The sequence below is a fragment of the Bradyrhizobium sp. GW821-FHT13H05 genome (assembly GCF_058804065.1).
Window position 1 is genome coordinate 321,403 of record NZ_JBXAPO010000002.1, and the last position, 23,673, is coordinate 345,075.

General features: G+C 64.1%; 20 protein-coding genes and 1 pseudogene. 8 read left to right on the top strand and 13 right to left on the bottom strand.

Going from position 1 to position 23,673, the window contains the following annotated elements; all coding sequences use genetic code 11:
* Nucleotides 1-16 precede the first annotated feature (16 nt).
* From paaX to AC1RR3_RS05980, 7 genes are all read right to left on the bottom strand, one after another.
* Nucleotides 17-883: a phenylacetic acid degradation operon negative regulatory protein PaaX gene (paaX, locus tag AC1RR3_RS05950; RefSeq protein WP_492820335.1), complete on the bottom strand. Its 867-nt coding sequence runs from the start codon at nucleotides 881-883 to the stop codon at nucleotides 17-19.
* 133 nt (nucleotides 884-1,016) lie between these two features.
* Nucleotides 1,017-1,787 (bottom strand): esterase/lipase family protein, encoded by a 771-nt coding sequence (locus AC1RR3_RS05955; protein ID WP_492820337.1) that lies wholly within the window; start codon nucleotides 1,785-1,787, stop codon nucleotides 1,017-1,019.
* Nucleotides 1,788-1,973: 186 nt separating this feature from the next.
* Nucleotides 1,974-3,260: a DUF445 domain-containing protein gene (locus AC1RR3_RS05960; RefSeq protein ID WP_492820339.1), complete on the bottom strand. Its 1,287-nt coding sequence runs from the start codon at nucleotides 3,258-3,260 to the stop codon at nucleotides 1,974-1,976.
* Between the two features lie 169 nt (nucleotides 3,261-3,429).
* Nucleotides 3,430-3,885 (bottom strand): phasin, encoded by a 456-nt coding sequence (locus tag AC1RR3_RS05965; protein ID WP_492820341.1) that lies wholly within the window; start codon nucleotides 3,883-3,885, stop codon nucleotides 3,430-3,432.
* Nucleotides 3,886-4,076: 191 nt separating this feature from the next.
* A complete protein-coding gene (locus AC1RR3_RS05970; RefSeq protein ID WP_492820343.1) occupies nucleotides 4,077-4,670 on the bottom strand; it encodes a GNAT family N-acetyltransferase in 594 nt (197 codons plus the stop codon).
* Nucleotides 4,667-5,749 carry a PHA/PHB synthase family protein gene (locus tag AC1RR3_RS05975; protein WP_492820345.1) on the bottom strand — a complete coding sequence of 361 codons (1,083 nt, stop codon included), beginning with the start codon at nucleotides 5,747-5,749 and terminating at the stop codon, nucleotides 4,667-4,669. The genes AC1RR3_RS05970 and AC1RR3_RS05975 overlap by 4 nt, the downstream gene beginning before the upstream one ends.
* Nucleotides 5,746-6,129 (bottom strand): hypothetical protein, encoded by a 384-nt coding sequence (locus AC1RR3_RS05980; protein ID WP_492820347.1) that lies wholly within the window; start codon nucleotides 6,127-6,129, stop codon nucleotides 5,746-5,748. The genes AC1RR3_RS05975 and AC1RR3_RS05980 overlap by 4 nt, the downstream gene beginning before the upstream one ends.
* A gap of 166 nt (nucleotides 6,130-6,295) precedes the next feature.
* Here AC1RR3_RS05980 and AC1RR3_RS05985 point away from each other — a divergent pair, with 166 nt between their 5' ends.
* Both AC1RR3_RS05985 and AC1RR3_RS05990 read left to right on the top strand, forming a co-directional pair.
* Nucleotides 6,296-7,210, top strand: a complete 915-nt coding sequence (locus AC1RR3_RS05985; RefSeq protein WP_492820349.1) for an alpha/beta fold hydrolase — start codon at nucleotides 6,296-6,298, stop codon at nucleotides 7,208-7,210.
* Between the two features lie 125 nt (nucleotides 7,211-7,335).
* Nucleotides 7,336-7,796: pseudogene (locus AC1RR3_RS05990) on the top strand (nuclear transport factor 2 family protein).
* 112 nt (nucleotides 7,797-7,908) lie between these two features.
* Here the strand turns inward: AC1RR3_RS05990 and AC1RR3_RS05995 are convergent.
* The 6 genes from AC1RR3_RS05995 to AC1RR3_RS06020 all read right to left on the bottom strand — a co-directional run bounded on the left by AC1RR3_RS05995 (nucleotide 7,909) and on the right by AC1RR3_RS06020 (nucleotide 15,744).
* Nucleotides 7,909-8,583, bottom strand: coding sequence for a spermine/spermidine synthase domain-containing protein (locus AC1RR3_RS05995; protein ID WP_492820351.1), 675 nt, complete (start codon nucleotides 8,581-8,583; stop codon nucleotides 7,909-7,911).
* 129 nt (nucleotides 8,584-8,712) lie between these two features.
* Nucleotides 8,713-11,949, bottom strand: coding sequence for a bifunctional cytochrome P450/NADPH--P450 reductase (locus tag AC1RR3_RS06000; RefSeq protein WP_492820353.1), 3,237 nt, complete (start codon nucleotides 11,947-11,949; stop codon nucleotides 8,713-8,715).
* A gap of 133 nt (nucleotides 11,950-12,082) precedes the next feature.
* Entirely contained in the window at nucleotides 12,083-13,078 is a 996-nt protein-coding gene (locus AC1RR3_RS06005; RefSeq protein ID WP_492820356.1) for an alpha/beta fold hydrolase, read from the bottom strand.
* A gap of 10 nt (nucleotides 13,079-13,088) precedes the next feature.
* Nucleotides 13,089-14,639 carry a WS/DGAT/MGAT family O-acyltransferase gene (locus AC1RR3_RS06010; protein WP_492820358.1) on the bottom strand — a complete coding sequence of 517 codons (1,551 nt, stop codon included), beginning with the start codon at nucleotides 14,637-14,639 and terminating at the stop codon, nucleotides 13,089-13,091.
* A gap of 47 nt (nucleotides 14,640-14,686) precedes the next feature.
* Nucleotides 14,687-15,487 (bottom strand): esterase/lipase family protein, encoded by an 801-nt coding sequence (locus AC1RR3_RS06015; RefSeq protein ID WP_492820360.1) that lies wholly within the window; start codon nucleotides 15,485-15,487, stop codon nucleotides 14,687-14,689.
* Nucleotides 15,487-15,744 carry a DUF6489 family protein gene (locus AC1RR3_RS06020; RefSeq protein ID WP_254129974.1) on the bottom strand — a complete coding sequence of 86 codons (258 nt, stop codon included), beginning with the start codon at nucleotides 15,742-15,744 and terminating at the stop codon, nucleotides 15,487-15,489. The genes AC1RR3_RS06015 and AC1RR3_RS06020 overlap by 1 nt, the downstream gene beginning before the upstream one ends.
* A gap of 389 nt (nucleotides 15,745-16,133) precedes the next feature.
* Between AC1RR3_RS06020 and AC1RR3_RS06025 the strand changes: the two genes are divergently transcribed.
* The 6 genes from AC1RR3_RS06025 to AC1RR3_RS06050 all read left to right on the top strand — a co-directional run bounded on the left by AC1RR3_RS06025 (nucleotide 16,134) and on the right by AC1RR3_RS06050 (nucleotide 23,665).
* Entirely contained in the window at nucleotides 16,134-17,732 is a 1,599-nt protein-coding gene (locus AC1RR3_RS06025; RefSeq protein WP_492820362.1) for an ABC transporter substrate-binding protein, read from the top strand.
* A 115-nt stretch (nucleotides 17,733-17,847) separates the two neighbouring features.
* Nucleotides 17,848-18,828: an ABC transporter permease gene (locus AC1RR3_RS06030; protein WP_492820364.1), complete on the top strand. Its 981-nt coding sequence runs from the start codon at nucleotides 17,848-17,850 to the stop codon at nucleotides 18,826-18,828.
* A gap of 1 nt (nucleotide 18,829) precedes the next feature.
* Nucleotides 18,830-19,792 carry an ABC transporter permease gene (locus tag AC1RR3_RS06035; protein WP_492820366.1) on the top strand — a complete coding sequence of 321 codons (963 nt, stop codon included), beginning with the start codon at nucleotides 18,830-18,832 and terminating at the stop codon, nucleotides 19,790-19,792.
* Between the two features lie 13 nt (nucleotides 19,793-19,805).
* The gene (locus AC1RR3_RS06040) at nucleotides 19,806-20,792 is read left to right on the top strand and encodes an ABC transporter ATP-binding protein (RefSeq protein ID WP_492820368.1); all 987 of its coding nucleotides are present in this window, start codon (nucleotides 19,806-19,808) and stop codon (nucleotides 20,790-20,792) included.
* Nucleotides 20,789-21,778 carry an ABC transporter ATP-binding protein gene (locus AC1RR3_RS06045; protein WP_492820370.1) on the top strand — a complete coding sequence of 330 codons (990 nt, stop codon included), beginning with the start codon at nucleotides 20,789-20,791 and terminating at the stop codon, nucleotides 21,776-21,778. Before AC1RR3_RS06040 ends, AC1RR3_RS06045 begins: the two co-directional genes overlap by 4 nt.
* 81 nt (nucleotides 21,779-21,859) lie before the next feature.
* Nucleotides 21,860-23,665: a gamma-glutamyltransferase family protein gene (locus AC1RR3_RS06050; RefSeq protein WP_492820372.1), complete on the top strand. Its 1,806-nt coding sequence runs from the start codon at nucleotides 21,860-21,862 to the stop codon at nucleotides 23,663-23,665.
* Nucleotides 23,666-23,673 lie beyond the last annotated feature (8 nt).

Here is a 23,673-nt window from a genome sequence, read left to right on the forward strand (position 1 = left end):
TTCTGTAACATATTAATCAGGCGCCGAACCTCCGTTCCAGGAGTTTTCGGGCCGGCGGCAGCGGCCCTTTTTCATTGGTCCCATGGCCATCGAGCCATTGTTCGGACGGGGCGAGCAGCGCGCGATAGATCTCGCCGCAGAGCTCGCGGGCAGCCCTGCCCGGCCAATCCGCCGGCAGCAGGCTCTCGGGCAGCAGCGGATCGCGCAGCACGACGCGTCGATAGTGGTGGATCAGCAGGATGCGCGCGGTGAAGGCATCGGCTTCGGACAGATCCGCGCCGCGCACGAGCGCAGCGCGGAGCGGCTCGAACGTCTTCATGAACTTCAGATAGGCGTCCGCGGTGCGCTGCAGCGGCCAGCTCGCACTGAGCAGGCGGCGGCCGCTGTCATCCTCGGCGGAGACTTCGAGACGGATGGCGCCCGCAGCCTCGTCCGGCACCGGCACGCCCGACGGCGCCACCCACACGCCCGGCAGCGGACTGCCGAAACCGGCATTGCGCAGCGCCTCGCGCGAGACGTCACGCTCCTCGCCATTTCCGATCAGCAGCAACTCGAAGCGCCCGGTCCAGTCCGACGCTGGCGGATCATAGATGTGGCGCGTCGCGGCCTCGAAAGTCTGACTTCCCTTGTCGGCCAGGCGATAGAAACTGTTGCGGCCCACCTTTTCGCGCGTTAGCCAGCCATCGGCGGCGAGACGCGACATCGCGGTGCGCACCACGCCGCTGTCGATATCAAGGCTTTGGAAGAATTCCAGCAGCGTGCCGAGCCACACCACACCGCCGCGCGGCACGATGGCGTCGCCGAACACGGTGATGACGATGGAGCCGGTGCGCGACGGCTCGCGCTTGAGCTGGTCGATGATGCGGGAGAGCGGATGCGCCATGCGCGAGGCATAGCGCGTTTAATGCGGGCGCGACAATGGACGGGAACGACGCTGTTGCGGACACCCTCCCCCTTCTCCCCGCATCCGCCTTCGCTGAAGCTTCGGTGGACATGCGCGGGGAGAGGCGAAGAGATCACCTATGCGGGTCGGGATACGCCAGGCTGCGCCAGCCGCTGCGGTCGAAGGGCTTCCACTGGCCCTCCCTCTGCGCGAGCCGGTCAGCCACGGCATAGACCGCGGCGGGGTGGTGCCCCATGCCGCAATGGCTGCTCTCGATCTCGATGCTCTCGGTCTGCGCGCCCGGCTTCTCCATGCAGCCTTGCCAGGCGCAGACGCCGTCGGTGCGGCTGAAGATGGCGGTGGTCGGCACCGGCGGCGGGACGGCAAGCTCGCCGCCGAACTGCGGATCCACCTCGTCGGACTTCTGCCCGCTCGCCCATTCATAGACGCGCCAGGCATTGGTCGAATGGGGGTCACCAGCAAAGGGGCTGCCAAGGGTGATCACCTGGCGCACGCGCTCGGGCATCATCTTGGCGAGCTGGCGCGCATAGAGGCCGCCGAGGCTCCAGCCGACCAGGCTGATCTTGCGGCCGTGCCTGTCGCTGAGCTCCTCGACCAGATCGACCATCGCATGCTGCACGCCCGGACGCAGGCCATAGTTGCGGCCCTGGCGCCAACCGCTCACCGCGTAGCCCTTGCCGGATAGAAAGGTGCGCAACGCGCGCGTGGACGCATCGGAGGCCACAAGGCCTGGCAGCACCAGCACGGGATGCCCATCGCCACGCGGCGCAAGGCTCAGCAGCGGCAGCGCGCCGAGGAATGCGCCGAACTCGTGGATCGCGCGCCCTTCCAGAAACATCAGGGTACGGGACGGCGGACGCAGCGTCTGGGCAGTAGCGGTCATCAATATTTCCCCTGGGAGGCGCCGGCTACGATGCCGGCAATGGGCATGAATTCCAATACGCCGGCTTCTCAAACGTTCCGCAGCGCAACATGAATCAGCTAGGCGGCCGGTTCCCGACATTCAAGCCGGACAGACACGGGGCCACAATAGGCCCGCGCGTTAATGCTAACGGGCGTGATGGAAAAGTCACAACAATCGGAGCAGGAATTCTACGGAGTAGAGTGCAAGTCCGGCGAGCCCGCCGATCAGCGAGCCGTTGAAGCGGATGTATTGCAGGTCGCGGCCGACATTGATTTCGATCAGCGAAATCAGTTGCGCCATATCCCAAGCCTTGACCTGGTCGGAGATGAAGGTGGAGACGCCGCTCTTCTGGTCGGCGACGAAGCTGCGCAGCACAGCGACAAGGCCCTTGTTGATCTCGCCACGCAGCTCGGCATCGCCGGCGAGCGCGTCGCCCGCGGAGACGAACATGCCGGCGAGATGGTGCTGAAGCACCTGTGTCTCACCTGACGCGCTACGCTCGATGAAAGAGCGTGCATTGGCCCAGACGGTGCGGGCGAGATCGGCAAGCTCGGGCCGCGCCAAGAGATCGCGCTTCAAGCCATCGATGCGGTCGATATAGGCCTGATCGGTGCCGAGCCGGTCAACGAAGCTCAGCACCATGCGGTCGAACTCGCCGCGGAACGGGTGCCTGGGATCGCTGCGCACCTCATTGAAGAAAGCTGTGGCGGACGCCACGATCTTGTTTACCAGAAACTTGTCGGCCCGATAGAGCCTGAGCAGGGTCGGCAACTCCGCGCGTACCTTCTCGCGGATCATCGCCATCGTCTCGATCTGGTTCAGCGTCTCGTGCATGATGCGCAGGAGATCATCGAACAGGATCTGGTGCCGCCCCTCCGCCACGAAGCCGCGCAGCGTGCCGGCCGCGAGCGGCGCCAGGTCGATCGCCTGGAGCTGCGAGGACATCCGGCGGATGATGAAGGTCATCAGGCCCGACGTCTCGGTTGCGGAAACAGCCTCCGGCAAAAGGCGCAGCGCGAAGCGCGCGAGGTCGTCGCTGCGCTTGCGGTCGCGCAGCCAGTCGGCGACGAAGGATCCGAAATCGATCTCGTTCAGCTTGGCCTCGACGGGACCCGCCTCGAGGAAATGCACCTGAATGAACTCGCCGAGCTTGTCGGCGATGCGGGCCTGGTTGCTCTGGATGATCGCGGTATGCGGGATCGGCAGGCCGAGCGGCCGCTTGAACAGCGCGACCACGGCGTACCAGTCGGCAATTCCGCCGATGGTCGCGGCTTCCGCGAAGGCCGCGATGAATCCGAACACGGGATGCACCGGCAGCAGCCATTTCGCGACGACGAACAGACCAAGCGTCGAGGCCAGCACCAGCGTCGCCAGCGCCTTGACGCGGCGCAGCTCGGCCGCGCGTTCGGCGTCGCCGGGGCTGTCGAAGGAGAAGGTGGCGGGTGAGGGCATAACTGCATCACAGTACTCGTCATTGCGAGCGAAGCGAAGCAATCCAGAATCTTTCCGCGGGAAGACTCTGGATTGCTTCGTCGCTTCGCTCCTCGCAATGACGGCAGCGCAAAAAAACAAAAGGCCCGCCGAAGCGGGCCTCAAATTTCAGTTTTACTCAGGCGCCGGATCAGGCGGTCTTGGTGTAGACCTTGGCAAAATTGTCCTGAGCGGACTTCGCACCGTTGGCGGCGAGCTTGCCGAGATAGTCGGTGGTCGCCTTGGCGCGCGAGACGAACGCTTCGCCGCGGGCGCGGAGCAGGCTCGACTGGATCTCGACGGCTTCGCTGAACGACTTGGCGGACGCGAGCTTGTCGATGCCCGAGAAGAACGCCTCGGCGTCTTCGTAGATCGCCTGCTGGATGTTGCGGCTGATCTTGCCGGCCTCGGTGACGGACTCGGACACCGCGTTCTCGACGGCGGCAGTCACGCGCTCGGAGCCAGCGAACACCTCGGCCGCACGGTCCTTGGCGGTGTTGGCGGTCTTCTTGACGAATTCGCGGGCGGCCTCGGGAACTTCCAGGTTCTGGATGTTCTTGAATGCGTCCTTGAAGCCTTCGAAAGCGGTGTTGGTTTCGGTGGTCATGGGGTTCTCTCCATCCTCATTGGGTTGAGCTATGGGCTCACCCCGTCCTCGTTGGCCCGGGGCACGACCTATATGGCATAGTTAATTGTGCGATGCAATATCCATATTGCACTGCGATATCACGAAATCGTGAACAGCCTTAATGGGAGGCAATTTGGCGCCTCTCTAGCCAGTTCGGTTCCCCAGGCGACCTAGTGCTGCACCGCGCCCGGCAAGCCGTAGGCCTCCATCTGGGCCTGGACCTGTGCGATGTTGTGGCCGAGCACGACGATGTCGTGGGTCTTGCCCTCGACGTCCCGGACATGGTCGCGCAACAGCGCCTCGGCCTTGAAGCCGAGGCTCTCGAACAGCGCGATCGCCGCCTGCTGGTCGACCGTCATCTGGACCGACAGCTTTTCCAGGCCGGCCCCCAGCGCGAGCGCAAAGGTCTCCTGCGACAGCGCCCGCCCTACCCCCTTCCCGCGCACGTCGAGCGAAACCACCATCCGGATCTCACCAACATGGGGCGACCAGGAATGCGGATCGCGCACCAGCGTGCCGCAGCCGACGACCTTGCCGTCCTTGACAGCAAGAAGGCTGGTGATGGCGCCGCGCTCGATCTCCTTGACCCAGGCCGACAGCACCTTCGGCTCACTGATGTTACGCGGCAGGAACAACAGGTCATGGGTCGGCAGGCCCTTGCCGAAGGCCAGCACCGCGGCCTCGTCCGCGGGCGACATCAGGCGGATCTCGATATCGCCGGCATCGGTCTTGATGTGACGCGGATAGGAACGCTGCTCACTCATGTCGATCTCTTCCCCAGCCAGGCATCCAGTTTCGGCCACAGCCGCTTCACTGCGTTGGCGCCGGCGACCAACGAGACGTGACCGCCTTTCAGCATCACCTCTTCCTTGTCCTCCGACCCAATCTTGGCGATCAGGTGCTTTGCGGCATCATAGGGCACGATATGGTCGTGCTCGGCGACCGCGTGCAGGAACGGCACCTTGATGTCTTCCAGCTTCGCCGCCCGACCGCCCACCGACATGGTGTCATTGAACAGCTTGTTGTCCCACATCAGGTCCTTGGTGATGGTGCGGAAATATTCGCCTGCGAGCGGCAGCGTATCGGTCGCCCAGCGGTCGAACATCCGGTAGGATTTGACGAACTCGTCGTTCCAGATGTTCTCCCAGAGCTGGATCTGGCTGACCGTGCGCGAGGCCGGGCGCAACATCTCGAACGAGGACAGGATCATTTCCGGCGGCACGTTGCCGACGCTGTCGACGAGGCGGTCGACGTCGAAATAGCGTCGGTCCGAGAAGTTCGAGAACAGCTTCATCTCGCGGAAGTCGATCGGCGTGGTGAAGCAGATCAAATTCTTCATCGGCCCGTCCTTGTGGATCGAGCCGTAAAGCAGCGACAGCACGCCGCCGAAGCAATAGCCGATGACGGAGACGTCCCGCTCGCCGGAATCCACCTGCACGCGGCGGACGCAATCCGGGATGAAATCGAGGACGTAGTCCTCCATCCGCAGGCTCTTCTCCTCCGGCCGCGGCGCGCTCCAGTCCAGCATGTAGACGTCATAGCCGCGCTTCAGCAGGAATTCGATGAAACTCTGGCCGGGCACGAGGTCGAGGATATAACCGCGATTGGTCGTGGCCATCACGATCAGCACCGGCACGCGGTAGATCTCGTCCGACATCGGCCGGTAGTGATAGAGGCTCATCGTGCCGCGCGAATGCAGCACGTCTTTCGGCGTCGAGCCGAGCGTTGGGCCGGAGGTCGAGAAATATTCGACGCCCTTGATGCTGCGCTGGATGGCGCGCTGCACCTCGGACTGGATGCGCTCCGGGATGGATGCAAAATCAAGTCCGGTAGGAGCATTCATGTTTGTCCTCCATTCTCGGAGGGCGGACGCTTGGTCCGCGGCGGCTTCGGTGCCCCGTCGAAGCCCTGCGATATCCCGGAACTCGCCGCGATCTGGCTCAGCATCGACTTCATTTCGCCGATCTGGGCTTCGATCGATTGGAGCCGTTCTGCGAGGCCAGTGACCTGCTCCCGGCTCGGCAGGTTCATCGAGACGAGGTATTTCTCCATGAGCTCGCCGAGCTGCTTCTGAGCACCTGCAGCAACGCCGCCCGCACGGTTCACGGCTTGCGAAAACTCGGGCGACGACATGGCCTGGTTGGCGAAGGAGTTGAACCCCTTCTCCATCTCACCCATCATCTTCTGCCACATGGCGACGGGGTCGTTGGTCTTGTCGGTCATCGGCGTCCTCCTGGTATCGAGAGCTGCGACGCCCTTCTTTTTTTGGCCATACCACACCGTTGCGCGATGGCGGTCAACCGGCAGGTCATCCGGTGCGGCGCACGCGGCTTCTTTGCGGCGTGAAACCGTGCGATACACAGGGATCAGAAGCCAAGGGAACGCGCCCGTGACCGCTCATCAGCCGCCCCAAACCGTCCGCGCCAACGGCATCGACATCTGCTACGAGATTTTCGGCAACGACAATGCCGAGCCGCTGCTGCTGATCATGGGGCTCGGCGCACAGATGATCCATTGGGACGATGCGTTCTGCGAGCAGCTGGCCGTGCACGGCTTTCGCGTGATCCGCTTCGACAATCGCGACATCGGCAAGTCGAGCCATCTCACGGGCGGCAAACGGCTGACGCCGCTCGAGCTGCTGAAGCTGCGCTTTCTCAGGATTCCCGTGGCCGCCACCTACAAGCTGATCGACATGGCCAGGGACACGGTCGGACTGATGGACGCGCTCGGCATCAAGTCGGCACATCTGGTCGGAGCATCCATGGGTGGCATGATCGCGCAGGAGGTGACGCTGTCGTTTCCCGATCGCGTGCGCTCGCTGACCTCGATCATGTCGACCACAGGCAATCCGCGCGTGCCACCGCCATCACGCGAGGCCGCAGCCATGCTGATGGCGCCGCCACCGCGCAGCAAGGAGGAATTCATCGTCCGCTACGGCCAGACGTGGAAGGTGCTGCGCGCCGGTTCCTTCCCGGAGGAAGAAGCGCTCGATCCTGATCGCGCCGAGCGCGTGTTCGCGCGCGGGCTCAATCCCGCCGGCGTCGGCCGCCAGCTCCGCGCCGTGCTCGCCTCCGGCAGCCGCAAGGAGCGGCTGCATGCCGTGAAGACTCCGACGCTGGTCATTCACGGCACCGTCGATCCACTGGTCCGTCCCGAAGGCGGCAAGGACACCGCAGAATCAATTCCGGGCGCAAAGCTGTTGATGATCGACGGCATGGGCCACGCGCTGCCGATGCGCTTCTGGCCCGATATCATCCGCGCCATCGACAAGCACGCCCATGGCGCGTCGGCGCAGGCGGCGTAGACTGAAGCAAGTCTCCTCACGGTGACCATGTGAGCTTCCGGTTACTCTCTTAACGCAAGCCGGCGCGAGAGCTATACAGGCTCCCTCACTCGCAAGACAGAGGCCATCGGCCTCTCGGAGCTCACATGCATCTCGTCATCCGGTCCGTCGCAATGATTGCGGCTTCCATCCTCATGCTGTCCCTCGTCAACGGCGCCGCGGTCGCCGGCAGCACGCAGGAAGAAGCCAATCGCACCGCCGTTCTCGCCTTCTACGAGAAGGGCCTCAATCAGAAGGACGCTGATGCGGCCCTCGTCTATGTCGGCAACCTGTCCAGCACAATCCCAATGCCGCTGATGGCCCCGACGGCTTTCGCAAGTTCATCGGTTTTCTTCGTGAAAAATTTCCGAACTCGCACAGCGAGATCAAGCGCTCGTTCGTGGACGGCGACTATGTGATCCTGCACGTTCACGCGGTTCGCGAGCCCGGCACCAGGGGCAACGCGATCGTCGACATCTTCAAGCTGGAAAACGGCAAGATCGTCGAGCACTGGGACGTCGTGCAGCCGATCCCGGAAAGCCCGGCGAACAACAACACGATGTTCTAGTCCAGCTCAGAGGCGTAGCCCGGATGGAGCGCAGCGTAATCCGGGACCACTCTTGCACGCAGATCGACGGCCCCGGATTTCGCTGCGCTCCATCCGGGCTACGCCTAGCCGCTTAGCCCTTCCGCGCGATCCAGATCACGTGCCGCGCACCGCCGCCTCTTCCGGTGGCGCGGACGGCGACTTCGTTGACGTCGAAGCCGGCGCGTTTGAGACGCTTGGTGAATGCGGGGTTGGGTCCGGACGACCAGACCGCCAGCACGCCGCCCGGCCGCAGTGCCGTCTTCGCCGCCGTCAGCCCGCTCGCACTGTAGAGCGCGTCGTTGCCTTTCCGAGTCAGCCCCTCCGGTCCGTTATCGACGTCGAGGAGAATGGCGTCGTAGGCTGAGCTCTTCGCCCGGATGATTTCGCCGACATCGGTTTCCCGGATCTTCACCCTGACATCATCGAGGCTGTCGCCAAAGACCTCCGCCATCGGGCCACGCGCCCAGGCGACCACCGCAGGCACCAGCTCGGAAACCACGATCTTCGCCTTGCTCCCGAGCACGGTGAGCGCAGCACGCAACGTAAAGCCCATGCCGAGGCCGCCGATCAGGACGACGGGCTTTGTAACTTTCTCGATCTGCTTCGCCGCCAGCGTCGCAAGTGCCGCTTCCGAGCCCGACAGGCGGTTGTTCATCAGCTCGTTGGTGCCGAGCTTGATGGAAAACTCCTTGCCACGCTTCATCAGGCGGAGCTCTTCGTCGGAGCCAGGAATCTTGGCGGTGTCGATCTTTTCCCAGGGAATCATGCGAGAGCTTTAGCACGATTTGCCTCGTAGCCCGGATGGAGCGAAGCGCAATCCGGGAAACGCTCTCGTGAGGAAAGACCGCCCCGGATTTCGCTGCGCTCCATCCGGGCTACGGGAGCACGCTTTGGGCTACCCTCCGGCCCAGACATCCAGCACATAGCGGTTCTTCGCGCCCATGTCCTCGATCCAGCGCACGCTGGCGGCGGCATCGCTGCCGCTCTTCTCGCGGTGGATCGCAACCAGCGCCGCCTTCACGTCGGGCTCCATCTTGCCGCCATCGCCGCAGACATAGATGATGGCGCCCTGCTCCATCAGCGGCCAGACCTTGTCCTTCTCTGCAGCGAGCACATGCTGCACATAGGTCTTCGGCCCGTCCGCGCGCGAGAATGCCGTAAAGAGCTCGGTGATGCCGCTTGCCGCCAGCGCCTTCAGCTCCTCCGCGTAGAGGAAATCCTGATCGGGATGGCGGCAGCCGAAGAACAGCATGGCCGGGCCGAGCGTGGCGCTTTTGGCCTTGCGCGCGGCGCGCTCCTGGAGGAAGCCGCGGAACGGCGCAAGTCCCGTCCCCGGGCCGATCATGATGATCGGCACCGACGGATCATCCGGCAGGCGGAAGCCGGCCTTGGTCTCGCGCACGGTGGCGTAGATCGCATCGCCCGCACGCCGATTGGCGAGATAATTCGAGCAGATGCCCTTGTAGGTACCGCGGCCGGAGGCGGCCGGCCCCTCGACCACGCCGACCGTGACGCTGCAACGCGCTGGGTCCACCGACGGCGAGGACGAGATCGAGTAATAGCGCGGCGCCAGCAGGGAGAGCATTTCCAGATAGACATGGAACGGCAGTTCGCAGGCCGGGTATTCGAGCAGCAAGTCAAACACCGATTTGCGCCGAGCCAGGATCTCGGTGCGGTAACGCTCCAGCGTTTCAGCCTCCTCGCCGACAAAGGCCAGCAGTTTTGGCTTGGTGACCGGGCAGCGGGTGTGCTCGGCCATGATCTGGATCTGCTTCCGCGTCGCCACCTGCTGCAGCTCGACGAACTCGCTGAGCAGGCGGCCGACCGACACGGCATCACCGACAGGCAATTGCGCGCGGCGGCCCTCAGCGACCTGAAGCCTGATCTGGTCGGCCGGCAGGAAACCGAAACGGCGGGCAACCGAATCCACCAGCGTCGGATCATTGCGCGGGACGACGCTCAAATGATCGCCGACACGATAGGTGACGTTGGCCGGCAGCTGCACCTCGATATGGCGCGTCGAGCGTTCCGACGGATTGGACCCGGTCTTGTTCTGAAGCTCGTCATTGACCAGCACCTTCATCGCCACTGCGCCACCCTGGGCGACGATGGTGTTGACGGCGGTCACCGCAACAGGCTCGATCGCATAGAGCGGATCGTCTTCCGCGGTGCGGGTGAAGTTCCAGTCGATGCCGAATTCCTTGGTCGCGACCTGGGCGGCCGCCGGGAACCATTTCTGGAACTGGCCGTCGAGATCGCTGCGCGCATCGCCCTCGCCGCGCGGATAGACCGCGCGGGCACCGTGCTTGGACAATTGCTCGTCGATGAAGCGCGGCACCGATTGATAGGTCGCGGCCCAGTCGCTGTTGCCGCAGCCGAACACGGCGTAGCGCACCTTGGCAAAGGCATCCTGCGGCAGGTCGTCGCCGAGCCATTTGACGAACTGCGTCGCATTGTCAGGCGCCGCGCCGTTGTAGGAGGCGCAGATGATCAGCACGCCGCCCTCCTGCGGCAGCTTGCCGACGTAATCGTCGAGCGGCCCGAGATGCACGGCAAAGCCGTTGATCTCCGCGAGGTCCGCCATGCGCGTCGCGAGCTCTTCGGCAGTGCCGAGATTGGAGCCGTAGAGCACCAGCATCGGCGTGTTGTGACCTGGCCGCGCCGTCGGCTGACGCGGCGCTTTCGGCATCGAGGATGCAGCCACCACGGGCCCGCCATAGGCGCCGCGCTCGCGATCGGCGCGCGGACGCACCTTGATCTTGAAGCCTTCCGGCTTCATCGTCAGCGTTTCCTTCAGATGCATCTGGTAGCGCTGATGGTCGATCAGCTTGAAGCGCTGGAGGATCATGCCGAGCGCAAGCGCGGCCTCGTGCATGGCAAAGCCGCGCCCGATGCAGGCGCGCTGGCCGTTGCCGAATGGCTTCCAGGCATTGATCGGCCGCTTGGCTTCCGCTTCGCGGCTGAAGTTTTCGGGGTCGAACGCATCCGGATTCGGTCCCCAGACCGAGGGATCGCGATGCAGCGCGGTCACCAGGATGGTGATGAACGTACCCTTCCGGAGCTTGTACTTGCCGCTGCCGATGGTCTCGTCCGCGAGCGGTGAGATGCCGTAGGCCGGCGCCGGGGACCACAGCCGCAGCGCTTCTTTCAGGATCTGCGTGATGTAGGTGAGCTGCGTCACCTGCTGATAGGTCGGCTTCGCATCGACGTTGGGGCCGAAGACGCGGTCGACCTCGTCATAGGCCTTCTTGAGAATGTCCGGATGCTTGAGCAGCGCATAGAGCGTAGTGGACAACAGGCCGCTGGTGGTCTCGTGGCCCGCGATCAGGAACGTGTTGATCTGGTAGCGGATGTTGACGTCGTCGAGCTGCTCGCCGGTCGAGCGATCGACGCCGGTCATCATCGCCGCGAGCATGTCCTTCTTGTCGTCGACGGCGTCCGCGCTCTTGCGCCGCTCGGCGATGATCTCGTCGACCATCTTGTTCATGAAGTCGACGTCTTCGCCCATGGTCTTGCGCCGCTTCTGCATCCAGAGCTGCTCGAACGGCAGGCCGCGCGTCATCATGATGGTTTCGAGCGAGCGCACCAGCGACTCGACGAAGGGGTGGTAGTCGCGCCGGTAGAACGAATTGAAGCGGTACTCGAAGCCGCACAGGCCGATCGTATCAAGTGTCAGTGCGGTCATGTCGTGGACGACGTCGATCTCGTCGTCGGCGTTGAGCCGCTCCCATTTGTGGACGAGCTGCTCGGCGATGTCGACCATGCTCGGATGGTAGGACTGCATGGCGCGGTTGCCGAAGGGCTGGAGCAGGATGTTGTGCGCCTTGCTCCAGTTCGGCTCGCGTGTGTCGGCCGTGAACAGGCCGTCGCCGCCGACCGCCCGCACGCGCCGTAGCGCGCCGCGCACCGCCTTGTCGAAGCGCTTCTCGTCGGAGAGCTCGTCGACGAGGTCGTGGCCGGAGACGACGACGATCGGCGAACCCATCATGTCGAGCCAGAAGATCGGGCCGAGCTCCTTGGCGAGCCGGGTCAGGTGCTGCACGGGGGCCGCCGAGTCCAGCGACAGCATGTTGCCGACCACCGGTTTGGTCGGCGGTTGCGGGATCGGGTCCAGACGGTTCTTGGATGACATCGAAATGTAGTCCCCCTGCTTCAATGTCGTCATTGCGAGCGAAGCGAAGCAATCCAGAAATGTATCCGCGGAGGCAGTCTGGATTGCTTCGTCGCTTCGCTCCTCGCAATGACGAGTTCGCAAATGACGCGCGCTAGCCGAACCGCCTTCTACGCCATTCGATCAGCTTGGCGCTGACCTCTTCCGGCTTCTCCTGTTGCGTCCAATGACCGCTGTCGTGGACCAGGTATTTTTCCAGATCGGGAATCAGCTTGTCCATGCCATCGGCGGAAGACGGCGGCAGCACCGCGTCGTTCTCGGCCATGATCATCAGCGACGGCACCCGCACGGTGTGATCGAGCCCCTCGGAGCGCAGCCAGTTGCGCGACATGTTGCGGTACCAGTTGATGCCGCCGGTGAAGCCCGTCCTGGTGAAATTGTCGACGAACACCTTTTTCTCCTCCGGCGACAGGATCGGCGTACGCGGATCGTGCTTCGCGTCGTAAGCCGCAATCATCTGCGGAAACGCCAGATTGACCCGCGGCGAAGCGCCGACGCCGGCAACCACTTCCTCTGCCGGCGCGTCGGGTGGGCGCGGCGCCGGCTTGCGCATGAACGCGTCGAAGGTCTGCTCGACGCGGCTGCCAAAGATCCTGTCGGGCTCACGCGACGGGTCCTGGAACTGAACGATGTACATCTTGTCGCCGAACCGCGCCCGCAGGAGTTCGATCGGATCGGCCCAGGCACGGTTGGTATGGGGGGTATTGATGCCGACCACGCCGGCGACACGGCCGATATGCCGCAGCGGCATCTGCCAGACGATGAAGCCGCCCCAGTCGTGGCCGACGAAGATCGCCTTGTCGATCTCCAGATGATCGAGCAGTCCGACCAGATCGCCGGTCAGGTGCTCGATGTCGTAGTCCTCGACCGGCTCGGGCCGGTCGGTCGCGCCATAACCACGCTGGTCCGGCGCGATCACGCGGATGCCGGCCTCACTCAGCGCCTTGATCTGGTGGCGCCAGGAGAAGGCGAGCTCGGGCCAGCCATGACACAGCACAATCGGCGGCGTGTCGGTGACCGGGCCTGCCTCGTAATAGCCCATGCGGATTCCGTTCGTCTGTACGAACTTGAGCGGCGGCATTTCGATCATCACAACATTCCTACTCGGCAGCGCCCTTGATGTCGGCCACGGGCGGAGCATAGGCCGCCTCCAGCGCAGCGAACTCCTCCGGCAGCATGTCGCTCATCACCTGCACGTGCGGAATGATGTTGGCGCCGACGATGAAGCCGAAATCGAGCTGGTCGCGATAACTCTGCACGGTGATGTTGAGCGCCTGTCCGTGCGTCGAAATCGACACCGGGAAGATATGCAGCAGCTCGGCGCCCGCGGCATAGAGCGTCTGCCGCGGCCCCGGCACGTTGGACACCGTGATGTTCGCGGCCGGCGGCAGCACGTCCGACAGGTCGGAACGGCTGTACAGCAACGCCATGATCTGGACGACGATCGGCGCGCCCAGCATCGAGATGTTTGAGACCTGCGGCATCAATGCCCGCAGCGGGTGCGACATCTCCTTGGACTTGGTCGATTGCGCGATGATGGCTTCGAGCCGCGCCTTGGGATCTTCGATGTTGGTCGCGATCGAGCAGATCATGCCGAACACCTGATTGTTGGCCTCGGTGTTGCCCTCCTCACGCAGCGAGATCGGCACGGCGGCGGTCAGCGATTTCGCGGGCAGCGTACCGTATTGCTTGAGGTAGCGCCGGACCACGCCGGAGGCGAGCGCCAGCACGACGTCGTTGAGCTTGCCGCCGGCCTGTTTCGCCAGCGCCTTGGATCGCGACAGCGAAATCGAGACGCCGGCGAAGCTGCGTTCGGACGAGATCGACTTGTTGAGCATGGTCGGCGGCGACACCATGCTGGCAAGGCTCTCGCGCGACTTGGGATCGGAGATCTTGCCGAGCACGTCGGAGACGCTCTTGACCATGGTCGGGATATTGCCGGCGAAGCGCACCGCACTTTCGATCTGGTACATCGCGTTGTCGAACAGGATCGAGCCGATATCGCTCTTGCCCGTGCGCGGCAGTTGCAAGTTCTTCGCGGCCGCCGAGGCATCGAGCGGCTGGGTGAAGAGCTGCTGGTAGGAATCGAGCAGGTTCGCCGCGATGTCGCGCGGCTCCTGTCCAGGCTTCGCGCCGCCCGTCGGCGGATCGACCTTCCGCGGGACCGGCGAGATGTCGTAGATCATGTTGGTCAGCGCCGCACCGGCGCCACCGTCGATGGCGGCATGGTGCATCTTGGAATAGAGCCCGACCTCGTTGTCCTTCATGCCCTCGAACACGTAGAACTCCCAGAGCGGGCGCGCGCGATTGAGCAGCTTGGCGTGCATCCAGCCGACGATGCGCTCGAGCGTGGCGCGATCGCGCGGCGCCGGCAGGCTGGCGCGGAAGATATGACGATCGATGTCGAACTGGTCGTCCTCGACCCAGGAGGGATGGTCGATGTCGAGCGGCGCCTTCTCCAGCCGCGCTTTGAGGATCGGCGCGATGTGCAGACGCGAGACGATCATCGCCTTGAAGTCTTCGAAGAAGTCGCCCTTGTAATCGTCGGGCAGGCGAAAGATCGCCATGCTGCCGACATGCATCGGCATCTCAGGCGTTTCCAGATAGAGAAACGACGCGTCTAGCGACGACAGCTTCTTACCGTCAGCCATAGTTCCCTCCCGAATAGTTTGACGGGCGCCTTAGGCAGCGCTTCTCGTCAGGTCGATATTGCCCGCTCCGACGGGGCATATGCAATGGCAAACGGCCCGGCCCGGTCAAATGGCCAGAACTCTCCCTCCGGTTGCGCCAGGCGATCAGCCACGGCCCACAGCGCCGCAGGGTTCACACCGAGCCCGATATGGCTGGCCAGATGCACCTCGACGTTCTCGGCACGGTCCGAGGGGCGCAGCAGACAGGTCCGCCAGTTCACGACACCGTCGGCACGCGAATAAATCGACGTCGCCGGCACCGGCAGATCGCCGGCGATCGCCTCGCGCAGTTCCGCCATATCCTCGACGCGCTCACCGGACAGCGCCTCGTAGAGCCGCGTCGCATTGGTCGCCCGTATGTCGTTGGCGAACGGACTGCCGAGTGTGACGACGTAACGGACCATCTCGGGCGCCTGGAGCGCGAGATCGCGGGCATAGACGCCGCCGAGACTCCATCCGACCAGACTGACCTTGCGCCCGCTCGCGGCATGGATTTCGGCAAGCCGCGCGCGCAAGGCTTCGCGCATCCGCCCGAGCCCACCGAGATTGCGGCCCATCCTCCAGGCATGCGCCTCATAGCCAAGCTCGCCGAGATAACGCCGCATCGGCGCCATCGACAAATCGCTGGCGAGAAAACCGGGCAGCGCCAGCACCGGATGGCCGTCGCCCCTGGGCGCGCGCATCAGGACCGGCGACAGCAGCAGGCTCGCGTTGAACTCGAACAGGCCGCGGGCTTCGGCGAGCAGCAAACCAAGGCCCGGCGGACGAAGCCGGCCCGAATCCTGCGGCCTGTCCGGCCCGGGCGGCATTATTTCTTCTTGTCGCTGCTACGCGGGCTGCCGAGGCCGGCCATGGTGACGAACATGTCCTGAAACCGCTCGGCGATCTTGGGATCGAAAGTGAACCAGCTCTGGATCAGCGATTCCGGCGAGACCTTCTCGATGTTGGACATCATCTGCTGTTGCAACTTGTCCATCACGGCGGTCTGCATCGGCATCACGTCGGGGAGTCCGAAGAACTGGCGGGCCTCAAGGGGGGTACAGTCGATTTCGATGTTAACTTTCATGTCCCCTCCGGATGAGATTCGAGCGGCGTCACACAGTATCGCCGCGACATGGCGTGCGACGCAAGCGACCTGAGGCGGGGGCCGGACGCCGGCCTCCGCAATCGGCGGATATGGTCAATCAACTCGCCCCGCCGGATTAGCATTCCGCCGGGCAGCCTGTGGGGTCGTTTCCGCGTTTATTCCCTGGGGCCTTGCCTGTCGAAAGTCGAATATCGCCCGCTGGCCTTTCACCCCCAAATTGCCGGCCAGCATTGCTGCACAGCGGTGCAACTTGGCGCGTTCCTTGCTGGAATGGCGCTTGCACGGGTCGAGAACTCTGGGCAACATGGATCGATCAGCCCCGCCGAACAATCAAAAATGACGGCGCGGGCGAGTGGAGAGGGTCAAGAATGTCAGTCGGACGAAGTCTGTTTGCGGCGACGCTCGCCGGTATGCTTGCGTTGGCGGCCACGCCGGCGTCGAGCCAGACGCTGCGCTACGCCAACCAGGGTGAGCTCAAATCGCTCGACCCCTATACGCTGAACGAGTCGACCACCAGTGCCCATCTCGGTCATGTCTATGAGGGCCTGGTTGCCCGCGACAAGGATTTGAAGATCATCCCCGCGCTCGCCGAAAGCTGGGAGACGCCGGAGCCGACACGCTGGCGCTTTCACCTGCGCAAGGGCGTGAAGTTCCACAATGGCGACCCCTTCACCGCGGACGACGTGGTGTTCTCAGCCGAGCGCGTGCGAGCGAAAGGTTCGAATTTCCAGAGCCGCGTTCCCGCCGATGCCAAGGCCGTCAAGATCGACGATTACACCGTCGATTTCATCCTGACCTCGCCCAATCCCATCCTGACCGCGCTGTGGGCGACCTGGTACATCATGGACAAGAAATGGGCAGAGGCGAACGATGCAGTGGCACCGACGCCCGCCGCCGCGACGACCCCGAGCTACGCCTCGCTGCATGAAAACGGCACCGGCCCTTTCATCATCGAGAGCCATCAGCCGGGCGTGAAGACCGTCTACAAGGCCAACCCGAACTGGTGGCGCAAGCCGGAGCATAATCTGAAGGAAATCGTTTTCACGCCGATCGCCAACCCCGCCACGCGTGTTGCCGCGCTGCTGTCGGGCGAGGTTGACGTGATCGAGCCGGTGCCGGTCCAGGACATCGAGCGCGTCAAAGCGAGCCCGAACGCGACCGTGCTGACGGGACCCGAGCTCCGCACCCTCTTCGTCGGCATGGATCAGGCGCGCGATGAGCTGCTGTATTCCAACATCAAGGGCAAGAACCCGTTCAAGGATGTTCGCGTGCGCGAAGCCGTCTACCGCGCGATCGACATCGAGCTGATCAAGAATCGCGTGATGCGCGGCCTCGCCACACCGTCGGCATTGATGGTGGCCCCGGAGATCTTTCCGTCGAAGGACTTCACCCGTCCGAAATTCGATCCCGATGCCGCCAAGAAGCTCCTCGCCGACGCCGGCTATGCGGACGGTTTCGAGGTGACGATGGACTGCCCGAACGATCGTTACGTCAATGACGCAGCCATCTGCCAGGCAATCGTCGGCATGCTCGCCCGCATCAACATCAAGGTGGACTTGCTGGCGCAACCAAAGGCCCAGTATTTCGCCAAGGTGCTGAAGCCCGGCGGCTACAAGACTTCGCTGTACATGCTGGGCTGGACCCCGGATACGCTCGATTCCCAGAACGTGCTGCACGACATCATGGGCTGCCGGGACGATCCCAAGGATCCCAACCGCGGTGAGGCCAATCTCGCAGGCTATTGCAACAGGCAGTTCGACGAGCTTGCCGACAAGGTTTTGATGGAATCCGATACGACCAAGCGCGATCAGCTGATCAAGCAGGCTTTCGAGGTCTCGATCAAGGACTGGGCCTATGTCCCGCTGCATCAGCAGGCGCTCGCCTGGGGCGTGTCGAAGAAGGTGAAGCTGACCCAGCGTGCGGACAACATGGTCATGTTGTACTGGGCGACCAAGCAAGACGAGTAAGTGTCGACAAGTTGTGAAGTCCCGGAAGCCATCGCTTTCAAGATCTGGCTTCCGGGACTTGCTGTTTCGGGCTAACGCGATGATGCGCGCCCCTAAAGAGATGTGAAAGGAACAGATGCTCGCTTTCACACTGCGCCGAGCCATCCAGGCCGTCGGCGTCATGATTGCGGTCGGGATCATCTCCTTCTCGATGTTTCGCTTCGCTGGCGATCCTGTGAACCAGATGGTCGGGATGGATACGTCGAGCGCCGAACGCGCCGCGATCCGCAAGTCGCTCGGCCTCGACGATCCCGTGATCGTGCAGTTCGGTCGCTATATCGGCAACGCCGCGCAGTTCAAGTTCGGCGTGTCCTACCAGTTCCGCCTACCGGTCACCAATCTGCTGATGGAGCGGATGCCCGCGACGCTGGAGCTCGCGATCTGCGCCACAATCTTCGCGATGGTCACCGGCATCCTGATGGGAGTCTATTCGGCGCTGCGCCGTGATAGCTGGCTCTCGCATATATTCCAGGCCGTCTCACTGATCGGCATCTCGCTGCCGACCTTCCTGATCGGCATTCTCATGATCTACCTGTTCTCGGTGACGCTCGGCTGGCTGCCCTCGTTCGGGCGGGGTGACGTCGTGCATATCGGCTGGTGGACGACGGGCCTTCTGACCCTGTCCGGCTTGAAAGCGTTGATCATGCCTTCGATTACACTCGGCTTGTTCCAGATGACGCTGATCATGCGGCTCGTCCGTGCGGAGATGCTGGAAGTCATGCGCACCGACTACATCCGCTTCGCCCGCGCCCGCGGGCTCACCACGCGGGCGATCCATTTCGGCCACGCGCTGCGCAATACGATGGTTCCCGTGATCACGGTGGCGGGGCTACAATTTGGCTCGGTAATTGCTTTCGCAATCATCACCGAGACCGTGTTCCAGTGGCCGGGCATGGGCCTCCTGTTCGTGCAGGCCGTTCAGAACGTCGATATCCCGATCATGGCGGCCTACCTGATGATGGTGTCGCTGATCTTCGTCACCATCAATCTCATGGTTGATATCCTCTACACCATCGTCGATCCGCGGCTGCGCTCGACGGTCAGCCGGGCGCACTGAGATGAGCGAGGCCGTCGTTCCGCACACGACCGAGAAGCGCACCGCCGCTGCACCCGGCTGGTTCAGGCGCGCACTGGACAGCGATCTGTTCTATTCGTTCCGCCGCTCCAAGATCACCATGATCGCGGCTGCAGTCACGCTGCTGTTCTTCCTGATCGCGATCTTTGCCCCGATTCTATCGGTGCAAAATCCGTTCGACCCGGCACAGCTCCAGCTGATGAACTCGCGCATCTCGCCGCTCTGGACTGCCGATGGTCAAAGCCCGTTCCTGCTCGGCACCGACGAGCAGGGCCGCGACGTGCTGTCCGCGATCCTCTACGGCCTGCGCATCTCGCTGCTCGTCGGCGTCCTCGGCGTCGTCCTGTCCGGCGCACTCGGCATCCTGCTCGGGCTGACGGCCGGCTATTTCGGCGGCGCCGTCGACGGGCTGATCATGCGCATCGCCGACGTACAGCTTTCCTTCCCGGCGATCCTGATCGCGCTTTTGATCAACGGCATCGCCAAATCGGTCTTTGGCAACAAGCTCGACGAGATGAGCATGCTGGCGGTCCTGGTCTTCGCGATCGGCCTGAGCTTCTGGGTGCAATATGCGCGCACGGTGCGCGGCTCGGTCATGATCGAGAAGAACAAGGATTATGTCGCAGCTGCGCAATTGATTGGCCTGCCTGCCCCCGTGATCATGCTGCGCCACGTGCTGCCCAACACCACGGGGCCGATCCTCGTGATCGCCACTATCAATCTCGCGCTCGCCATCATCACCGAGGCGACGCTGTCCTTCCTCGGCTCGGGCATGCCCGAGACCATGCCCTCGCTCGGCACGTTGATCCGGATCGGCAACGGATATCTGTTCGCAGGCGAATGGTGGATCGTCGCATTCCCCGGAATCGCACTCGCCGCGCTGATCCTGTCCATCAACCTGCTGGGCGACTGGCTGCGCGACGCGCTCAACCCGAAACTTCGATGAGTATGCCTCGCTCATGACCGAACCTGTTCTCTCCGTGCGCAATCTCCAGGTCGAGTTCTCCTCGCGCCGCGGCACGCTGCGCGCCATCGACGGCGTCTCCTTCGACATCGCCAAGGGCGAGGTGTTAGGGGTGGTCGGCGAATCCGGCGCCGGCAAATCCGTCACCGGCCTCTCGGTGATCGGCCTGATCGATCCGCCCGGCCGCATCTCCGGCGGCGAGATCCGCCTGTCGGGCCTGCGCATCGATGACCTGCCGCCGGAAGAGCTGCGCCGCGTTCGCGGCAAACGGATCGGCATGATCTTCCAGGATCCCCTCACCTCGCTTAATCCGTTGTACAGGGTCGGCGACCAGATCATCGAGACGATCCGGACCCACCTCAATCTGTCCGAGACGGCCGCCCGCCGCCGCGCCATCGACCTGCTCGCCGAAGTCGGAATTCCCGCGCCGGAAAAGCGCATCGACGGCTATCCCCATGAATTCTCCGGCGGCATGCGCCAGCGCGTGGTGATTGCGCTGGCGATCTGCGCCGAGCCGGAGCTGATCATTGCGGACGAGCCGACCACCGCGCTCGACGTCTCCGTACAGGCGCAGATCATCTCGCTGATCAAGCGCCTGGGGCGCGACCACGGCACGGCCGTGATGCTGGTGACCCACGACATGGGCGTGATCGCCGAGGCCTCGGACCGCGTGGCCGTGATGTATGCCGGCCGCGTCGCCGAGATCGGCCCGGTGCAGGATGTCGTCAGGAATCCGCTGCATCCCTACGCCAAAGGCCTGATGGGGGCGATCCCGACGCTTGCCGGCGAGGACAAGCGCCTGGTGCAAATTCCCGGCTCGATGCCGCGGCTATCGGCGATCCCGCGCGGCTGCTCATTCAATCCGCGCTGCGCGTCCGCGTTCGATCGCTGCCGAATCGACCGGCCGGAGCCGCTGCCGCGCGGCACGCAGTCGGTCGCCTGTCATCTCTACGACAACGTGCCGGCGGAGAGCGCGGCATGAGCACGCCCTTCGTCCAGGCCACCAATCTGCGCCGTGTCTTCGACGTCTCGAAGCCCTGGCTCAACCGTGTGCTCGAAGGCGGGCAGCTCGAATATCTCAAGGCTGTCGACGGCGTTACCTTTGACATCAGGAAGGGCGAGACCTTTGCGCTGGTCGGCGAGTCCGGCTCGGGCAAGACCACGGTGGCGCGAATGGTGGTTGGCCTTCTGCCGCCAAGCTCCGGCGACGTCCTGATCGACGGCATCCCGATGGCCGATCCGCGGCACGCGATGGCGCGGCGAAAGCTCCGCCGCCGCATCCAGATGATCTTTCAGGACCCCTATGCAAGCCTGAATCCGCGCTTCCGCGTCGATGCCATCATCTCCGAGCCGATCCGCGCCTTCGACCTGATCCAGGGCGAGCGCGACATCCAGGCCCGCGTCGGCGAACTCCTCAGCCTCGTCGGCCTGCACCCCGACGACCGCCTGAAATTCCCGCATGAATTCTCCGGCGGCCAGCGCCAGCGCATCGCAATCGCGCGCGCTCTCGCCTCCGACGCAGAGTTCATCGTTTGCGACGAGCCGACCTCGGCGCTCGACGTCTCCGTGCAGGCGCAGATCCTCAACCTGATGCGCGACCTCCAGGACAAGTTCGGTCTGACCTACATGTTCATCAGTCACAACCTCGCCGTGGTCCGCCACATGGCGAGCCGCGTCGGCGTGATGTATCTCGGCCGTATCGTCGAGATCGCTGAAGGCAAGGAATTGTTCGCCCGCCCGCGCATGCCCTACACCAAGATGCTGCTCGGCGCCGTGCCCGATCTCGCCATGAGCGGCCGCCAGCGCATTCCGGTCAAGGGCGAGATCCCGAACCCGATCAATCCGCCCCCCGGCTGCGCCTTCAATCCGCGCTGCCCGCTGGCGTTCGATCTTTGCCGCAAGGAAGCGCCTGAACTGATCGACGGCGTCGCCTGCCACGCCGTTAACACCGCGCCGGTCCCGGCGTGACGCGCGCGTGCCATGCAGCCTGTGCATTGGCGGCACGGCATTGCCTGTGATCAATTGCGCGCGCCGCAACTGAGGTAACCCATGGCCAGCAACGTCAATCCCGATCCCTTCACGACGCGCCCCGAGATCGAGGGCACCTTCGGGGTCGTCGCCACCACACACTGGATCGCGACCGCCGTCGGCATGGCTATCCTCGAAAAAGGCGGCAACGCCTTCGATGCCGGCGTCGCCACCGCCTTTACGCTCCAGGTGGTCGAGCCGCATCTGAACGGCCCCGGCGGGGACGTGCCTGTGATCGTGCATGATGTGAAGCGCGGCCGCACCGAAGTAATCTGCGGCCAGGGTCCGGCGCCGGCGCGCGCCACCATCGCGCATTACAAGAGCGAAGGCCTCGACATGGTGCCCGGCACCGGTCTGCTCGCCGCCTGCGTTCCCGGCACCTTCGAATCCTGGATGATGCTGCTGCGCGACTACGGCACGATGCGCGTGCGCGACGTGCTGGAGCCCGCGATCTCCTACGCCCGTGACGGCTACCCGCTGGTCGAGCGCGCCTGCGCCACGATCCAGACCGTCGAGCAATTGTTCCGCAAGCACTGGCCGACCTCGGCCGCGGTCTATCTGCCGAACGGCGAAGTGCCGAAGCCCGGCACGCTCTTCACCAACAAGACACTGGCTGAGACCTACTCCCGCATTCTCAGCGAAGCCGAAAGCGGCGGTGGCGGCCGTGATGCCGAGATCGAGCGCGCGCGAAAAGCCTGGTCGCAAGGCTTTGTCGCGGAGGCCATCGACAAGTTCTGCCGGACTCAGGAAGTGATGGACGTCAGCGGCTCGCCGCATCGCGGCGTGCTCGCGGCCGACGACATGGCGCGCTGGCAGCCGACGGTCGAGGCGCCGCTCACCTACGATTACGGCCGCTACACCGTCTGCAAGGCCGGCGTATGGAGCCAGGGCCCGGTGACGCTGCAACAGCTCGCACTGCTCAAGGGCTTTGCACTCGACGGGCTCGATCCAACCGGGCCGGAATTCATCCATCTCCAGATCGAATGCGCAAAACTTGCTTTCGCGGACCGCGAGAAATTCTACGGCGATCCCAAGTTCAGCGAGATCCCGGTCGCGACACTGCTGTCGGACGCCTATAATGACGAGCGCCGCAAGCTCGTCACCGACAGGGCTTCGCTCGATCTCCGGCCCGGCGCGATCGAGGGCTTTGGCGGCGTGGTCAAGCTGCGCCGCGCTGAAGGCCAACGCGAGGCCGTTGGCGCGCTCGGCGCCGGTGAACCGACCGTGGGGCGCTTCGGCGAGGTGCGCGGCGACACCGTGCATTTCGACATCATCGACAAGGCTGGCAACATGGTGTCCTCGACGCCGTCGGGAGGCTGGCTGCAATCATCGCCTGTCATTCCCGAGCTGGGTTTCTGCCTCGGCAGCCGCGCACAAATGTTCGATCTGGAGGAAAACCAACCCGGTTCGCTCGCGCCCGGCAAGCGGCCGCGCACCACGTTGTCGCCGACCATGGCGCTGCGCGACGGCGAGCCGTATCTCGCCTGGGGGTCGCCCGGCGGCGACCAGCAGGACCAGTGGATCACGCAGTTCTTCCTGCGCCATGTCCATTGCAACCTCAATCTCCAGGAATCGATCGACGCCCCGGCCTGGCACTCCGAGCATTTCCCGATCTCGTTCTGGCCGCGCACCGCGCGCCCCGGCGTGCTCGTGGTCGAGAACCGCGTGCCCAAGGCGACGATCGAGAATCTTCGTGAGCGCGGGCATATCGTCGAGGTCGGGCCCGACTGGTCGGAGGGCCGCCTTACCGCGGCCTCGCGCGTCGGGGTGCGCCGCCGCGCCGCCGCCAATCCCCGCGGCATGCAGGGCTACGCCGCGGGACGATGAAGGCAGCA

What these genes read in the sequence shown, in the direction of transcription:
- paaX (WP_492820335.1), bottom strand. Translation starts at nt 883, where the DNA reads ATGGCGCATCCGCTCTCCCGCATCATCGACCAGCTCAAGCGCGAGCCG.
- AC1RR3_RS05955 (WP_492820337.1), bottom strand. Translation starts at nt 1,787, where the DNA reads ATGACCGCTACTGCCCAGACGCTGCGTCCGCCGTCCCGTACCCTGATG.
- AC1RR3_RS05960 (WP_492820339.1), bottom strand. Translation starts at nt 3,260, where the DNA reads ATGCCCTCACCCGCCACCTTCTCCTTCGACAGCCCCGGCGACGCCGAA.
- AC1RR3_RS05965 (WP_492820341.1), bottom strand. Translation starts at nt 3,885, where the DNA reads ATGACCACCGAAACCAACACCGCTTTCGAAGGCTTCAAGGACGCATTC.
- AC1RR3_RS05970 (WP_492820343.1), bottom strand. Translation starts at nt 4,670, where the DNA reads ATGAGTGAGCAGCGTTCCTATCCGCGTCACATCAAGACCGATGCCGGC.
- AC1RR3_RS05975 (WP_492820345.1), bottom strand. Translation starts at nt 5,749, where the DNA reads ATGAATGCTCCTACCGGACTTGATTTTGCATCCATCCCGGAGCGCATC.
- AC1RR3_RS05980 (WP_492820347.1), bottom strand. Translation starts at nt 6,129, where the DNA reads ATGACCGACAAGACCAACGACCCCGTCGCCATGTGGCAGAAGATGATG.
- AC1RR3_RS05995 (WP_492820351.1), bottom strand. Translation starts at nt 8,583, where the DNA reads ATGATTCCCTGGGAAAAGATCGACACCGCCAAGATTCCTGGCTCCGAC.
- AC1RR3_RS06000 (WP_492820353.1), bottom strand. Translation starts at nt 11,949, where the DNA reads ATGTCATCCAAGAACCGTCTGGACCCGATCCCGCAACCGCCGACCAAA.
- AC1RR3_RS06005 (WP_492820356.1), bottom strand. Translation starts at nt 13,078, where the DNA reads ATGATCGAAATGCCGCCGCTCAAGTTCGTACAGACGAACGGAATCCGC.
- AC1RR3_RS06010 (WP_492820358.1), bottom strand. Translation starts at nt 14,639, where the DNA reads ATGGCTGACGGTAAGAAGCTGTCGTCGCTAGACGCGTCGTTTCTCTAT.
- AC1RR3_RS06015 (WP_492820360.1), bottom strand. Translation starts at nt 15,487, where the DNA reads ATGCCGCCCGGGCCGGACAGGCCGCAGGATTCGGGCCGGCTTCGTCCG.
- AC1RR3_RS06020 (WP_254129974.1), bottom strand. Translation starts at nt 15,744, where the DNA reads ATGAAAGTTAACATCGAAATCGACTGTACCCCCCTTGAGGCCCGCCAG.
- AC1RR3_RS06025 (WP_492820362.1), top strand. Translation starts at nt 16,134, where the DNA reads ATGTCAGTCGGACGAAGTCTGTTTGCGGCGACGCTCGCCGGTATGCTT.
- AC1RR3_RS06030 (WP_492820364.1), top strand. Translation starts at nt 17,848, where the DNA reads ATGCTCGCTTTCACACTGCGCCGAGCCATCCAGGCCGTCGGCGTCATG.
- AC1RR3_RS06035 (WP_492820366.1), top strand. Translation starts at nt 18,830, where the DNA reads ATGAGCGAGGCCGTCGTTCCGCACACGACCGAGAAGCGCACCGCCGCT.
- AC1RR3_RS06040 (WP_492820368.1), top strand. Translation starts at nt 19,806, where the DNA reads ATGACCGAACCTGTTCTCTCCGTGCGCAATCTCCAGGTCGAGTTCTCC.
- AC1RR3_RS06045 (WP_492820370.1), top strand. Translation starts at nt 20,789, where the DNA reads ATGAGCACGCCCTTCGTCCAGGCCACCAATCTGCGCCGTGTCTTCGAC.
- AC1RR3_RS06050 (WP_492820372.1), top strand. Translation starts at nt 21,860, where the DNA reads ATGGCCAGCAACGTCAATCCCGATCCCTTCACGACGCGCCCCGAGATC.